At 68.5% G+C, this 14,096-nt stretch carries 11 protein-coding genes and 1 tRNA gene; 4 read left to right on the top strand and 8 right to left on the bottom strand.

Annotated features, from left to right (window positions below; genetic code table 11):
• Positions 1-215: 215 nt before the first annotated feature.
• Positions 216-292 (top strand) — tRNA-Met (locus tag EV666_RS15090).
• Positions 293-651: 359 nt separating this feature from the next.
• Here the strand turns inward: EV666_RS15090 and EV666_RS15085 are convergent.
• Positions 652-1,671 carry an LLM class flavin-dependent oxidoreductase gene (locus tag EV666_RS15085; protein WP_132009917.1) on the bottom strand — a complete coding sequence of 340 codons (1,020 nt, stop codon included), beginning with the start codon at positions 1,669-1,671 and terminating at the stop codon, positions 652-654.
• 155 nt (positions 1,672-1,826) lie between these two features.
• Here EV666_RS15085 and EV666_RS15080 point away from each other — a divergent pair, with 155 nt between their 5' ends.
• Complete coding sequence (locus EV666_RS15080) at positions 1,827-2,150, top strand: YnfA family protein (protein WP_132009914.1); 324 nt, start codon at positions 1,827-1,829, stop codon at positions 2,148-2,150.
• Between the two features lie 130 nt (positions 2,151-2,280).
• On the opposite strand, the gene EV666_RS15075 is transcribed toward EV666_RS15080, so the two are convergent.
• Genes EV666_RS15075 through EV666_RS15065 form a run of 3 tightly spaced genes read right to left on the bottom strand, consistent with a single transcriptional unit; the run spans position 2,281 to position 4,764 of the window.
• Positions 2,281-2,748, bottom strand: a complete 468-nt coding sequence (locus tag EV666_RS15075) for a very short patch repair endonuclease (RefSeq protein ID WP_132009911.1) — start codon at positions 2,746-2,748, stop codon at positions 2,281-2,283.
• Positions 2,729-3,580 carry a GIY-YIG nuclease family protein gene (locus tag EV666_RS15070; protein WP_245514461.1) on the bottom strand — a complete coding sequence of 284 codons (852 nt, stop codon included), beginning with the start codon at positions 3,578-3,580 and terminating at the stop codon, positions 2,729-2,731. The genes EV666_RS15075 and EV666_RS15070 overlap by 20 nt, the downstream gene beginning before the upstream one ends.
• Positions 3,577-4,764: a DNA cytosine methyltransferase gene (locus tag EV666_RS15065; RefSeq protein ID WP_132009908.1), complete on the bottom strand. Its 1,188-nt coding sequence runs from the start codon at positions 4,762-4,764 to the stop codon at positions 3,577-3,579. The genes EV666_RS15070 and EV666_RS15065 overlap by 4 nt, the downstream gene beginning before the upstream one ends.
• Positions 4,765-5,045: 281 nt before the next feature.
• On the opposite strand from EV666_RS15065, the gene EV666_RS15060 reads away from it, so the two are divergent.
• Positions 5,046-5,405: a hypothetical protein gene (locus EV666_RS15060; RefSeq protein WP_132009905.1), complete on the top strand. Its 360-nt coding sequence runs from the start codon at positions 5,046-5,048 to the stop codon at positions 5,403-5,405.
• A gap of 120 nt (positions 5,406-5,525) precedes the next feature.
• On the opposite strand, the gene EV666_RS15055 is transcribed toward EV666_RS15060, so the two are convergent.
• From EV666_RS15055 to EV666_RS15040, 4 genes are all read right to left on the bottom strand, one after another.
• Complete coding sequence (locus tag EV666_RS15055; RefSeq protein ID WP_132009902.1) at positions 5,526-5,966, bottom strand: DUF983 domain-containing protein; 441 nt, start codon at positions 5,964-5,966, stop codon at positions 5,526-5,528.
• 343 nt (positions 5,967-6,309) lie between these two features.
• Positions 6,310-7,791: an aminotransferase-like domain-containing protein gene (locus tag EV666_RS15050; protein WP_132009899.1), complete on the bottom strand. Its 1,482-nt coding sequence runs from the start codon at positions 7,789-7,791 to the stop codon at positions 6,310-6,312.
• Positions 7,792-7,900: 109 nt separating this feature from the next.
• A complete protein-coding gene (locus tag EV666_RS15045) occupies positions 7,901-9,595 on the bottom strand; it encodes an AMP-binding protein (protein WP_132009896.1) in 1,695 nt (564 codons plus the stop codon).
• A gap of 95 nt (positions 9,596-9,690) precedes the next feature.
• Entirely contained in the window at positions 9,691-10,323 is a 633-nt protein-coding gene (locus tag EV666_RS15040; protein ID WP_165910035.1) for a MarR family winged helix-turn-helix transcriptional regulator, read from the bottom strand.
• A 313-nt stretch (positions 10,324-10,636) separates the two neighbouring features.
• Here EV666_RS15040 and EV666_RS15035 point away from each other — a divergent pair, with 313 nt between their 5' ends.
• Positions 10,637-14,038 carry an acetyl-CoA carboxylase family protein gene (locus EV666_RS15035; RefSeq protein ID WP_132009890.1) on the top strand — a complete coding sequence of 1,134 codons (3,402 nt, stop codon included), beginning with the start codon at positions 10,637-10,639 and terminating at the stop codon, positions 14,036-14,038.
• The last annotated feature ends 58 nt before the right edge of the window (positions 14,039-14,096 follow it).

Genomic DNA, 14,096 nt, shown 5'->3' with positions numbered 1-14,096 from the left:
AGCGCCAATGGTACTGTGTCTCAAGACCCGGGAGAGTAGGTCGTCGCCGGGCCCGCAAATGACAGATAACACTCCTCACGATGAAAAATTCCCGGTCCGCATCCGGGAAATGGCAAATCATTCAAAATCGACCCGGGGTGAAGCAGCCGCCCCGTGAAGCGAAGCGGAAATGGCAACCATAAAACGGGATGCCCCCCAAAGCTTCCAACAATCGCCGCGGGGTGGAGCAGCCCGGTAGCTCGTCAGGCTCATAACCTGAAGGTCGCTGGTTCAAATCCAGCCCCCGCAACCAGTACAAAACAAACCCCCGGACGCACCAAGCGGACGGGGGTTTTTTTTTATGTGCGCCGGGTCCAACCTGCTAAAGCGAAGCAGAACTGGCAGCCATAAACCGGCCTGCCCCCAATGCTTCCCATATGATTGCCGCGGGGCGGAGCAGCCGCCATGTGAAGCGAAGCGGAACTGGCAACCCGAAACAACCGGGCTGCCCCCAACGCTTCCCAAACAGTTGACGCGGGGCGGAGCAGCCCGGTAGCTCGTCAGCCTCAAACCCAAAAGGTCGCTCGTCAACCCCAGCACCCGCAAACAGAACAGTATAAACCCCCGGTCGCACATGCGATCGGGGGTTATTGCTTCTGGGGGCATCCCCCTTCAGCGCCAGCCAAGCCCGGGCGCAACATGCTTCAGGATCGCCTCAACGACATGCGCGTTATAGGCGACGCCAAGCTGGTTGGGGACTGTCAGCAAAAGTGTGTCTGCCTCGGCGATCGCTTCGTCCTTGCGCAACTCCTCGATGAGCCGGTCCGGCTCCGCCGCGTATGAGCGGCCGAAGATGGCCCGGGTGTTATCGTCGATATAGCCGATCGAATCCGCGTCCTTGCCGTTGCCGAAATACGCCCTGTCCTGATCATTCACCAGGGCGAAGATTGAACGGGAAACTGAAACGCGCGGTTCCCGCCCATGACCGGCCTCCTTCCACGCCTCGCGGTAGGCGCGGATCTGCCGGGCCTGCTGAACATGGAAGGGCTCGCCGGTTTCGTCGTCCTTCAGGGTCGAGCTTTGCAGGTTAACGCCGAGTTTCGCGGCCCATACAGCCGTTGCGTTGGAGCCGGAGCCCCACCAGATCCGTTCCCGCAGCCCTCGTGAATGGGGCTCCAGCCGCAGCAGGCCGGGCGGATTGGGGAACATGGGGTGTGGATTGGGCTGGGCGAAACCCTGGCCCTTCAGCACCTGCAGCAACGCTTCCGCATGCCGGCGGCCGAGATCAGCGTCGCTCTCGCCTTCATCAGGGGCGTAACCAAAATAGCGCCAGCCATCAATTACCTGTTCGGGCGAACCTCGGCTGAGGCCGAGTTGCAGGCGGCCGCCGGAAATCAGATCGGCGGCGCCGGCGTCTTCCGCCATGTACAGCGGATTCTCGTAGCGCATGTCGATTACAGCCGTGCCAATCTCTATCCGGCTGGTTTTCGCGCCCACAGCTGCGAGCAGGGGAAAGGGCGAAGCCAGCTGGCGGGCGAAATGGTGCACGCGAAAATAGGCGCCGTCCGCGCCGAGCTCTTCGGCGGCGACCGCAAGATCGATCGACTGGAGCAGGGCGTCGCCGGCCGACCGGGTTCCCGATTGCGGTGAAGGCGACCAGTGCCCGAAGGAGAGAAAGCCGATTTTCTTCATGATACGTTCCCGGGTCCACAAAGGCATGGACTTGCTGGTATGCATGTGGCCTGTCACAGGCCGCTTCGCCAGCATTGGCCCGGGACTGGCGCGCAAACCGCAACTTGCGTGAATGCAATCAGCAGGCAATGGGCCGGCGATGTGGTGGAGTGGGGATGACCATTGCGGCCTACATGGGCGCGGCTTTTGCCGAGATCGCCGGCTGTTTCGCCTTCTGGGCCTGGCTGCGGCTGGGCAAGAGCCCGCTGTGGCTGGCGCCGGGACTGGCGTCGCTGGCGGCCTTCGCCTGGCTGCTCACCCTGGTCGACAGCGAGGCGGCGGGGCGCGCTTATGCGGCTTATGGCGGCGTGTACATCGTGGCGTCGCTGTTGTGGCTGTGGGGCGTCGAGGGCGTTCGCCCCGACCGCTGGGATACGGTTGGCGCCATGGTGTGCCTGGCGGGCGCAGCCATCATTCTGTTCGGGCCCCGGGCGCCCTGACCGCCGTCGTGGCCCAGGGGGCGATGTCCGGGCGCCCATCCGGCTGTGTCCGGGCCGTCGCTCACCGCTGGCCGATCGGAGGCGGCGCCAGCGCGCGAGCAAACGTGGCGGCCGCTGGCCAGCAGGGGTGTCAGGTTTCCCCTGCGGGCGGGGCTGTTTCAGGCGGGGCCGCATCTTCCAGAAAAGCTCGCAGCAGGGCCGTCAGGGCCGGCCGGTCGCGAACCTTGAGCTGACACTCCCAGATCACCAGCGCCTGCCAGCCTGCCTGACGCAGGGCGGCGAGGTGGTCCGCATCGCGGACGAGGTTGCGGGCAATCTTGCTGCGCCAGTAGTCGGCGTTGGCGGCAGGCATGCGGGCGCCGCGGGCGCAGTCGTGGCCATGCCAGAAGCAGCCATGCACGAAGATGAGTTTGCGGCGGCCGGGAAAGACGATATCCGGCGCGCCGGGCAGATCGCGGCGGTGCAGGCGGTAGCGATAACCCATGGCGTGCAGCAACCGCCGGACGACCATCTCGGGCCGGGTGTCAACCGAACGGACAGCGCGCATGACGCGGCTGCGCTCGGGCGAGGGCGCGCTGTCAGGTTTCTTCAGCGTCATCGGCGGTTTCGACGGTGGCGGCGCCGCCCAGGGCCTGGTAGCGCCGCTCGGCCAGCCATTGCAGCCGGCGGGCCTGGGTGGTCAGCACGCGGCGCAGACCGCCGGGAGCCTTGCGCTCGGAGATTACCTGGGCCAGCCGGGCGATCACCAGGGCGCGCCGGGCGATGCGAAAATCGGGGTGGGAGCGGATGGCGGCGACCGTTTCCGAAACGATGCGGCGGCGCAACGATGGCGGCGGCGTCATGGCGACGCGCGGCGCCGGCGGGTCCTTTTCGTTGAGCACGGCGCCGAAGGCGCTGCCGGCGATGGCTGCCAGATAGACCGCATGCTCCAGGGCATTGAGGGCGTCGCGGGCGGTTCTGCTGTCGGCGCGGCTGACATCCTGAAATTGCGGCAGCGGCCACACCTCGATCTCGAACACTTCGAACGGGTCGAGCACCGACATGGCCACCGCGTCGGTGCGCTGGTTGGTGAGATGGCGGCGAATGCGCGTGCGCAGGCGTTCGTTGGTCTGGCCGACATAGATCGGCTCGCCGTCGTAATCATAAAAAGCATACACGCCCCAGCGCCAGTTGCCGACCGGCAGGGTGAGGCCGGTGGCGGCGTCCGTGAAGGGGCTATCCAGAAAACGCGCCAGGTTGCGCCGCAGATCGTCGGTTTCGAAGGGCGGGGCGGCGTCGTTGTCCCGGCCGGCGCCCGGGGGCGCCTGGAGCGGCGACGCTGGCGCCGGCTGCGGCATGGGCGTCAGATCGGGGAACAGCAGCGGCGCCTCATGGTCCTGCGCGGCGCCGGGCCGCGCGGGGCGCTCCGGGAGCTCGCTTTCACCGTTCAAGCCTGGCCTCCGCTCCCGGCCTGGCTGGCTGGCGCGGGCGCTGCCTGGGCGGCGACGCCGAGTAGCGGCTCGAACAGATGGCGGGCCAGGTGACGCACGACCGGCGCGGCCACGCCGTCGCCCGTGAGATGGTACGCCTCGTTGTAGTTGCGCGGCAGGCGATATTCATCCGGCAAGCCCATCAGGCGGGCGGTTTCGCGGGCGGAAATCAGCCGTGAGCGGATGCGGTCGCCGTCAACCACCATGATGACCTGGCGGCTGGAGCCGCCGGCCGGCGTGCGCAGGCAGCCGGCCACGTCGTCGAAGCGCACCTCCGCCCGCTGGACCTTGGCGCCGCTGGCGTCCGTGCGGGTGCGCTTGTAGATGGCGCCCACCATGCGGCGGCCGGCGCGGCGCGCGGCGTCCACCTTGGCGAGATTGACCGGGGACATGCGCGACAGCAGCAAACGGGTTTCCGCCTCCGTGTGCCAGGCGACGCTGGCGGGATTGTCCTCAACCAGATCGGCGAAACCCTCGTTGCGGCGCGGCGGCGTCGGCACGTTCCACCATAGCCAGCTGGCGCGGGCGGCGTCGGAAAGGCGCGCCATCGCCGCCCGCAGCCCACGGGTGTGAAACGGCTCCAGCGCGTCCGGGGCGGTCAGGCCCGACGGCAGCGGCAGATCCTTGCGCACGCCGACGACGAACAGGCGCGGGCGCGACTGGGGAACGAACAGGGCGGCGTCGACGACCAGGGCGCCGCAGGCATAGCCATGATCAGCGAAGGTCTGGCAGATGGCGGCGAAGTCCTGGCCGCCATGGGAGGTCAGCGCGCCGGTGACATTCTCCAGCGCCACGACGCGCGGCCCCCGGCCATCCGCCGCCAGGGAGCGGACAATATCCCAGAAGGCATAGAACGTGCCCGAACGCGCGCCCTTCAGCCCGGCGCCGTTGCCGGCCAGCGACAGGTCCTGACAGGGAAACGACGCCCAGGCGAGGTCAGCCACGCCAGGCAGCGAATCAATGTCGATGGCGCGGATGTCGCCGACCTGGATGACGCCCGGCGCGCCCCAGTTGGCCTGATAGGTCAGGGCTTTCTTGTGATCGAAATCGTTGGCGAAGGCGCAGCGCCAGCCATCCCCGAGGCCGGCGCGCGCCATGCCGCCGCCAGCGAAAAACTCGTAGAACGTCGGCCGCGGATCATGCATCGCCGGCTCCGGATGGCGCGCATTCCGCCCGTGCGCCGGAACGGAATGGGTGTTGCGGATGGGGAGGCGACCCGGCTGGGGCCAACAATCGCCGTGACATGGCGCCAGCCAGAAGCCGGCGTTTCCTGTTCGTTCCCATGGTAGCAGGCCGGACCGCGCCTCGCCAGCACATCCTGGAGGCTCACGTCATCATGGTCTGTGCGCGGGCGCTGGCGCCGCTTGCGCGACGCCATGCGGCGCGGCGGTTTCGGCGCCTTCCGGAAGACCGGACGTAGAGATCCATGAGAGTTTCATTACCTGCCATGGCGGGGATCATGCTGGCCTGCGTCTGCGCGCCAGCCGTGGCGGAGGCGCCGCCCCAGGGCTCCTACATGGCGAGTTGCAAGGAGATTCGCGTCGTGGCCGGCTGGCTGCGCGCCGCCTGCCAGGATCGCAAGGGACGTTGGGTGGAGGCGACGACGGCGGTGAGCTGGCGCGCCCTTGGGGGCGGGATATCGCCAACGACGATGGCCGGCCGGTGCGCCGCTGACGGCAGAAGCGGCGATCGCCCGTTGCCGGAAAGGAGGCGGCGGGCATGGGATGGGCGGGCTGGCGCAAGGCCGGCCCGCGTGCGGGGCGTGCGGTTGAGCCCGGCGGCGTGATCCCGGGATCGTCGGGCTGCTTCCCCATTGGGACGATGACGCCGGTCGGTCGCCGGGCCGTGATGCGACCGTGACAAGCCCCGGCGCCGCAGCATGTGGCGACTGCCGGGGCAGGACGCCTTACTGCTTCGCGCTTTTGGCCCAGGCGCCGCCCTGGGCTTCGCCCAGCTGGTAGTGGCCGGTGGCGCCGGCCAGCCGCCCTTCTTCAGCCTTGTGGAAGTACTGGCTGGCGACCAGCCAGCCCTTGAGCGGCCGCAGGGGCAATATGCAGCCGGCGATCATCAGCGGCAGGGTCGTCACCAGGTGCACCCAATAGGGCGCCGTATAGGCGACCTCAAGCCACACGGCGAAGGCGCTGACGAGGATGCCGGTGGCGCAAATGGCGAAAAACGCCGGGCCATCGGCCGGGTCGGCATAGGAATAATCAAGGTCGCAGACCTCGCATTTCTTCGCCAGCTTGAGATAGCCACTGAACAGATGGCCCTGGCCGCACCGCGGACACAGACCGCGCGGTCCGGTGCTGGAAGGGGGGAGGGGCGGCCAGTAGTTCCCGTCAGACATCGCCAGTTCCTCATATGGGCAATTCCGGCGCGGCGCGACGCCCTGTGCGCATCAGGAATTGCATCCAACAGACAAAGCGCGGCGGCGCGACGTCGCCGGCAGGCCCTGTGCAGCGGCGTCATGCCCCTGGGAATGGGCGCGGGATGCAACAGGCGTCCGCGCCGGGCCACTTCGCCGCCATCCCATCGATCCGGGCGGGTTCCATCCGGGTTCGATGTCAAGGCGATATTGTATGTATATTGGATGGAATGTATGTCAACGACGCGCCAGGCCCCCAGGCGGGTTTGTCGCGGCGCCGGCGTTGCAGCCGCATCGCGGCGCTGGAGCCATGGCGAAGGCCGTCTCAGACCACGCCCGTGGCGAAGCCGGGCGAACGCGCCAGCAGGTCCGCCGTGACATACAGGCAGCGCTCGAGGTCGGCGCGACTGGCCGGCACGCCAAGGCCAAGACGCAGCGCCTGCGGCGCCGGACCGATGGCGAAGGCCCCGGCCGGGACCGCCGCGACGCCGGCGGCGCGCAACTGGCCGGCCAGGTCCGCGCCCCCCCAGGGCGCCGGCGCGTGAAGCCACAGATGGAAGGCGTCTGGGTCTGACGCCACCAGTTCTGGCGGCAGGATGCGCCGCGCCATGGCGACGCGCGCCGCCGTCTCGGCGCGAATGGCGTCGCGGATGCTGGCCGCCTGGCCATTGCGTATCCATGTCGCGGCGATGGCGAGGGTCAGCGGCGAGGCCATCAGCGTCGTGGCGCCGATGGCGGCGGCAAGCCGCGTGGCGCAGCGGATGTCCGGCGCCGTCAGCCATGCGACGCGAAGCGCCGGCGCCACGGACTTCGCCATGCCGGCGATATGAATGACATTTTCAGGCGCAAGCCGGGCCAGCGGCGGCGGCGCTTCCGGCGCCAGCGCGCCATAGGCGTCGTCCTCGATGATGCTGACGCCATGGCGGGCGGCGACGGCGACAAGCGCCTGCCGCCGTTGCAGCGACAGGGTGCGGGTGGTCGGGCTGCTGAGCGTGGGGTTGCAATAAAAGGCGCGCGGCGCATGGGCCGCGCAGACAGCGTCGAGCGCCTCAGGCGTTGGGCCACCATCGTCCATGTCGACGGCGACCAGGCGCAGGCCAAGCACCTTCGCCGTGGCGATCAGGCCAGGATAGACCAGCGTTGCGGCGGCGATGGCGTCGCCGGGCTGACACAGGGCGTGACAGGCGGCAAGCAGGGCGCTCTGGGCGCCCGGGCAGGCAAGGATCCGCGCCGGGTCAGCGCCGGGCAGGCGCGGTGACAGCCACAGGGCGCCGGCCTCCCGGTCTTCCGCGCTCCCGCCTGGCTCCTGGTAGCGCATCAGCAGGTCCGTGCCGCCGTCCCGGCCAATGGCGGCGATGCTCTCCCACAGGCGGCCCCCGGCCGCTCCGTCAACTGGCGGCGGCAGGTTCATGCTCATGTCGATGAGGCCGCGGCGTTCCGGCGGGCGCCATGGCTGCTGGTGATCAGGCGGACGCCCAGGCGCCGGCGCGGCCGGATCGCCCATCGCCCCGGCGGGGCGCTCACGCACCCAGGTGCCCTGGCCAACCTTGCCGTCCACCAGGCCGCGCCGGCGCGCCTCCGCATAGGCCCGCGTGACCGTGGTGAAATCGACCCCCAGCCGGGCGGCGAGGGTGCGTTGCGACGGCAGGCGGGTTCCGGCGCGCAGCGCGCCGCGCGCTACATCAACGGCGAGGGCGTCGGCGATGGCGAGATACAGGGGCCCGGCGCCGCGGGCGATCGTCGGTGACCAGGCCGCCAACGGCGGGTCGCCGCGCCGGTCGCCGGAAGCTGGATCACGCCGCGCCATACAGTCATCTCCGATCCGCGCCCTTCGTTTGGGCGCGCCGGATTGTTGTATGTATATTGTATGTCGTCCACAAGACGGGCGAGCGGCTCAGGGCCGCGTCAGCCGGTGGTCAGCCGCGCAGTTTCTCGCGCGCCACTTTCACGCCGGCCTTCTCGCGGTCCCAGGTATCGCCGGTGACGCCGGCGCTGCGCAGCACGTGCTTTTCGATCTTCTGGGTCGGGGTTTTTGGCAGGTCCGGCAGCACGCGGATGTAGCGCGGCAGCATGAAATGGGCGAGGCGGGGACGCAGGAACTCCAGCAGCTCCAGCGGATCGACGGATGCCCCCGGCGTCGGCGCGACGATGGCCAGCACGTCGTCTTCCGAGGTTTCGTTCGGCACGGCCACCACGGCGCATTCGCGCACCGAGGGGTGGGCCAGCACCTCCACCTCCACCTCGAACGACGAGATGTTCTCGCCGCGCCGGCGGATGGCGTCCTTCTTGCGATCGACGAAGAAGAAATCGCCGTCCGCATCGCGGCGAAAGGCGTCGCCGGTATGGAACCAGCCGTTGCGCCAGGCCTGCGCCGTGGCTTCGGGATTTTTGAAATAGCCGGAATTCAGCGCCCAGGGCGCGTCCGTGCGCAGGATCAGTTCGCCAACTTCCCCCGGCCCGACCTCGCGATCGTGGTCATCGACAATGCGCACCTCGACGCCGGCGCGCGGCCGGCCGCAGGTTCCCGCCTTGGCCGGCGAGGGCCCGGAAACGATCGGCACGTTGATCTCGGTCATGTTGAACAGGGTGGTGACTTCCGTGCCGAACCGCTCCCTGAAAGCGCGCCAGTTCTCATCGAGCGGGATCATCACCACCTTGCGCAGGGAATGCTCCCGGTCCTGCGGTGACGGCGGCGCCTTGGCGACAAAGGTGGTCATCACGCCGAGCAGGATGGTGACCGTGGCCTGCGTCGCCCGCACGTGATCCCAGAACCTGTCGGTGACGAAATCGCCGGCCATGCCCACCACGCCGCCGCGGTTGAGCATGGCGACCACGGGCAGGGTGCCGCCCACGTGGAACAACGGCCCGTAGAACAGGAAGGTGTCTGTACCGTCCACGGTTGGCCAGGCTTCGCGGCCGCTCATGTGAAACAGGTGGGCGTAGGTGCTGATCACGCCCTTGGACGGGCCGGTGGTGCCGGAGGTGTAAATGATCGACTGCACGTCCCAGGGCTCGATCGGCCGCTGCAACGGCGGCAGGGTCGCCGGGTCGCCGGTCAGCGCCGCGGCGCCGGCAAGGATGTCGAGGCCGGAAATGGCGAGGCCAGCCTCCACGTCGCCGCCGATGGTGACGCAGGTGCTCAGTTCGGCGCGATCGACGTCAGCCAGGCGGTGTACGAGGTCCGGGCTGGCGACAATGACCCGCGAGCCGGCGTTGGCGATGACATGGGCCAGCAGATTGCCGCGGTAGGCCACATTGATCGGCACATACGTGGCGCCCAGCCAGTTGATGGCGAACCAGACGCGGATCATGTCGACGCTGTTGGGCAGCCAGACGGTGACCGTGTCGCCCTGGGTCACCCCCAGCCGGGCGAGGCCAGCGGCCATCTTCACCACGCTGTCGCGCATGGCGGCGTAGGAAATCTCCGCCCCGTCGGCAAGCCGGAGAAACGGCGCGTCGGGCTGGTCGGTGGCGCGGCGGTCGAGCACATAACGCAGCACGCAGACCTCGCGGGCCGGCACGCGCGCATCTGGCGTGGGGCCGCCATCTGCCTGCGCTATCGGGGCCTGCGCTATCGGGGCCTGCGACTCCGGGGAGGTCTGTTGAGACATGGCGCTTCCTTCCGCGTGGCTTCTGTGGCCAGAACTTCCGCAGGTGAATGTGCCGCGTCGCCGTTATTGTGTCAATTCGTTGATGTATTTCGCGGTCAGCCTCTGGCGACCCGTCCGGCGTCGCCGCCTTCGTCCAGCCGCCGCGCCTCCCCGCCTGCTTCCTCGCCCATGCCTTCCTGCATCCCGTCTTCCTGGCGCAAATCCTCGCGACCGTCGCCGGCCATGCGCAGGTTGCGCAGGTTGCGGGTGACCTTGGCCAGGGTGGCGGTGAAGGCGATCTTCTCTTCCGGCGAAATGCCGGCGGCCGCATGCCGGAAGAATTCCACCGTGCGCCCCCCCAGGGTTTCCCACGCCCGGGCGCCGGCCGGCGTCAGCCGCACCATCCGCACCCGGCGGTCACGACGGTTTTCCACCCGCTCCACATAGCCGAGCTTCTCCAGGCGCTTCAGCACCGCGTCGAGATTTTGCCGGCTCACGGCGATGTAGTCGACGAAGCTGGAAAAGGCGATGCCGTCCGGCATGTAACGGGAGAGCGCGCCCAGAACCACGCCCTGGATGGCGGAAATGTTCAGCTCGCGATGGGCGGTGCGCTCATACTGGTTCGCGGCCTGGCACAGACGGAAAAACAGCCTGTTGTTGATATCGTGATCCGGAGTGACCTGCTGTCCGTGCGCGGCGCCGCTGGAGGAGCCGGTTTCCCCGGCGCCGTGTATATCCGGCTTGTTCATGGTTCTGCTTCCCTGGAGGCCCCCCATGGCGCCGGCTTTCGCGCGCCATGCTTTCGGCTTGACCCATTTTCTCCACGAAAAGCGGCGTGCGCTTCTCCCGAAAATGCTCTGATTGGGGTCACTATGCCCGACGTGACAGCGCCTTGTCACGTCACCCCGCGGGAAGGAGGCAAGCGCGGGCGGGCGGCGGCTCTCAAATACATGTCAACGTATTGACGCAATCATGCTTCGCTCCTAGGCTCCGGCAAAATTCGCAAGACCATTGCGACCGCGGCCTGATCAGGCGCGGTCGCGGCTATCCGGACGGAACCCAATGAGCACGCGCATTTCCAGGCTGCTGATCGCCAATCGCGGTGAGATCGCCATCCGCATCGCCCGCGCCGCGGCCGGTTGCAACATCGCCTCGATCGCTGTCCATGCCAGCGACGACGCGAAGTCCCTGCACGTGCGCGCCGCCGATGAAGCCGTAGCGCTCGCGGGCGTCGGCGCCGCCGCCTATCTGGATATCGAAGGCCTGATCGCCGCCGCGAAGGCGAGCGGCGCCGACGCCATTCACCCCGGCTACGGGTTCCTGTCGGAAAGCGCCGCCTTCGCCCGGCGCGCCGCCGAAGAGGGCATCGTTTTCGTCGGCCCGCGCCCGGAACTGCTGGAGCTGTTCGGCGACAAGGCGAAAGCCCGGGCGCTGGCCATCGAGGCGGGCGTTCCGTTGCTCGCCGGCACGACAGGCGCGGCGAGCCTTGAGGAAATTCAGGCCTTCTTCCGCGCCCAGCAGGAGGCGCATGGCGGCGGCGCGGCGATCATGATCAAGGCCATCGCCGGCGGCGGCGGGCGCGGCATGCGCGCCGTGACCCGGTTTAAAGATATCGAGGACGCCTGGCGCCGCTGCCAGTCGGAGGCGAAGAGCGCTTTCGGCGACGATTCCGTCTATGTGGAGCGTTATCTGCCCAACGTGCGCCATATCGAAGTGCAGGTGGTGGGCGACGGCGTTGACGTCATCCATCTGGGTGAACGCGAGTGCACCATCCAGCGCCGCAACCAGAAGATCGTCGAGATCGCGCCGAGCCCGACCCTGTCGCCGGCCATGCGCGCCGCCGTTTGCGACGCCGCCATCCGCATGGCGCAGCGGGTTGGTTACGCCGGCCTTGGCACCTTCGAGTTCCTCGTGCCTGGCGACGCCGCGCCGGATTCCACCGACTTTGCCTTCATGGAGGTGAACCCACGCGTTCAGGTTGAGCACACGGTCACCGAAGAGGTTTACGGCGTCGATCTGGTGGAAGCGCAACTGCGCATCGCCGGCGGCGCGCGTCTCGCCGATCTGGGGCTGACCGCCGGCATGCAACCGCGTGGCTGCGCCATCCAGCTGCGCATCAATATGGAGACGATCACGCCGGAGGGCGAGGCGCGGCCGTCTGGCGGCCGTCTCGACGCTTTCGATCCGCCATCGGGGCCTGGCGTGCGCGTCGATACCTTTGGCTATGTCGGCTATGTCACCAGCCCGCGCTACGATTCGCTGCTGGCCAAGCTGATCGTGCACAGCCGCGCGCCCGATTATACGGAGGCGGTGCGCCGCGCGTTGCGCGCCCTGCGCGAGTTCCGCATCGAGGGCGTGGCCACCAACATGCCGTTTCTGCGGGCGCTGCTGGCTCACCCCAAATTCATCGCCAATGCGGTGAGCACCCGTTTCCTCGAACAGCACATCGCCGAGCTGGTCGGACCGGACGTGGCCGTGCAGGGCGACCTGTTCCACAAGGGCGCCGGCGGCGCGGCCGGCGGGCGCGGCAAGATCCGCTCGTCGAAGGAGTTCGATCCGCTGGCGGTGTTCAGCGGCGCCGGGCCGGAGCCGGTCGCCGATGTGGCGGCGGAGCCAGGCGACGCCATGGACGCGCCGGAAGGCATGGCGGCGGTCAGCGCGCCGTTGCAGGGCACCATCGTCAGCATCGATATCGCCCCTGGCGCCGAGGTGCGCAAGGGCCAGCCGCTGCTGGTGCTGGAAGCCATGAAAATGGAGCATGTGGTGGCGGCGCCGGAAGCCGGCGTGGTCGCCCAGGTGCTGGTCAGCGCCGGCGACACCGTGTTCGAGGGCCATCCGCTGGCGTTCTTCACGCCGGGCCAGGTCGATGGCGGCGAGGCGGCGATCGAGGAAGAGATCGACCTCGACCATATCCGTCCCGATCTGGCCGAGGCGCTGGAGCGCCACGCCATCCTGTATGACGATCGCCGTCCCGATGCGGTGGCGCGGCGTCGCAAGACCAACCAGCGCACGGTGCGCGAGAACATCGCCGACCTGGTCGATGACGGCAGCTTCGTCGAGTATGGCGGCCTTGCCCTGGCCGCCCAGCGCCAGCGCCGCAGCTTTGACGAACTGCTGAAAATGAGCCCCGCCGACGGCATGGTCACCGGCCTTGGTTCGGTGAACGGCGCCCTGTTCGACGAGGACGCCGCCCGCTGCGCCGTCATGGGTTACGATTACACCGTGTTTGCCGGCACCCAGGGCGTCATCAACCACCGCAAGAAGGACCGGCTGCTGGAGCTGTCGGCCAAGTGGAAACTGCCGATGGTGGTGTTCGCCGAAGGCGGCGGCGGCCGTCCTGGCGATGAATGGCCGACCCCGGCTGGCCTCGACACCACCACTTTCACCCGCTTTGGCCAGCTCAGCGGCCTTGTGCCGACGGTCGCCGTTGTCGACGGTCGTTGCTTTGCCGGCAACGCCGCGGTCGCCGGCGCCTGCGACGTCATCATCGCCACCGGCAACGCCAATATCGGCATGGGCGGCCCGGCGATGATCGAGGGCGGCGGCCTTGGCGTCTTCCGGCCCGAGGATGTGGGCCCGGTGTCGGTGCAGGCGCCGAACGGCGTCATTGACCTGGTGGTGAAGGATGAGGCGGAAGGCGTGGCGGCGGCGAAAAAATACCTGGGCTATTTCCAGGGCCGCACCCGGGACTGGAGCTGCGCCGACCAGCGGCTGCTGCGCCGGGCCATCCCGGAAAACCGCCTGCGCGCCTATGACATCCGCCAGGTGATCGCCACCCTGGCCGATGCGGATTCGGTGCTGGAGCTGCGCGCCGGCTTCGGCAAGGCCATGGTCACCGCCCTGGTCCGCTTCGAGGGGCGGCCGATGGGCGTCATCGCCAATAATTCCCAGGTGCTGGGCGGGGCCATCGATTCCGACGCGGCCGACAAGGCGGCGCGCTTCGTGCAACTGTGCGACGCCTTCGACATCCCGCTGCTGTCGCTGTGCGACACGCCCGGCATGATGGTGGGGCCGGAGGTGGAGCGCACCGCCCAGGTGCGGCACGTGTCGCGCATGTTCGTGGCGGCGGCCAACGCCACCATCCCCATGTTCACGGTGGTGTTGCGCAAGGGTTATGGCCTCGGCGCCCTGGCCATGGCCGGCGGCGGCGGCCATTCCTCGTTCTTCACCCTGGCATGGCCCACCGGCGAGTTCGGCGCCATGGGCCTGGAGGGCGGCGTCAAACTGGCTTACCGCAAGGAAATGATGGCCATCGAAGATCCCGCCGAACGCAAGGCCTGGTTCGACGCCATGGTCGCGGCCGAATACGAGAAGAACAAGGCGCTCTCCGGCGCCACCTTCCTGGAGGTCGACGACGTGATCGATCCGGTGGATACGCGCCGCTGGATCATGCGCGGCCTCAGGTCGCTGCCCGCCGTCGCCACGCGGGCCGGCAAGAAGCGCCCCAGCGTCGACGTCTGGTGAGACGCCGCCACGGGAGAACGCGCCGCCGCTCTGGCAGAGCCGGAGCGGCCGTGACAGA

The organism is Camelimonas lactis, from assembly GCF_004342915.1.
Lineage (GTDB): Bacteria > Pseudomonadota > Alphaproteobacteria > Rhizobiales > Beijerinckiaceae > Camelimonas > Camelimonas lactis.
This window is presented reverse-complemented; position numbering and strand designations above follow the sequence as displayed.

What these genes read in the sequence shown, in the direction of transcription:
- EV666_RS15065 (WP_132009908.1), bottom strand. Translation starts at nt 4,764, where the DNA reads ATGCATGATCCGCGGCCGACGTTCTACGAGTTTTTCGCTGGCGGCGGC.
- EV666_RS15085 (WP_132009917.1), bottom strand. Translation starts at nt 1,671, where the DNA reads ATGAAGAAAATCGGCTTTCTCTCCTTCGGGCACTGGTCGCCTTCACCG.
- EV666_RS15045 (WP_132009896.1), bottom strand. Translation starts at nt 9,595, where the DNA reads ATGTCTCAACAGACCTCCCCGGAGTCGCAGGCCCCGATAGCGCAGGCC.
- EV666_RS15040 (WP_165910035.1), bottom strand. Translation starts at nt 10,323, where the DNA reads ATGAACAAGCCGGATATACACGGCGCCGGGGAAACCGGCTCCTCCAGC.
- EV666_RS15055 (WP_132009902.1), bottom strand. Translation starts at nt 5,966, where the DNA reads ATGTCTGACGGGAACTACTGGCCGCCCCTCCCCCCTTCCAGCACCGGA.
- EV666_RS15080 (WP_132009914.1), top strand. Translation starts at nt 1,827, where the DNA reads ATGACCATTGCGGCCTACATGGGCGCGGCTTTTGCCGAGATCGCCGGC.
- EV666_RS15035 (WP_132009890.1), top strand. Translation starts at nt 10,637, where the DNA reads ATGAGCACGCGCATTTCCAGGCTGCTGATCGCCAATCGCGGTGAGATC.
- EV666_RS15050 (WP_132009899.1), bottom strand. Translation starts at nt 7,791, where the DNA reads ATGGCGCGGCGTGATCCAGCTTCCGGCGACCGGCGCGGCGACCCGCCG.
- EV666_RS15060 (WP_132009905.1), top strand. Translation starts at nt 5,046, where the DNA reads ATGAGAGTTTCATTACCTGCCATGGCGGGGATCATGCTGGCCTGCGTC.
- EV666_RS15075 (WP_132009911.1), bottom strand. Translation starts at nt 2,748, where the DNA reads ATGACGCTGAAGAAACCTGACAGCGCGCCCTCGCCCGAGCGCAGCCGC.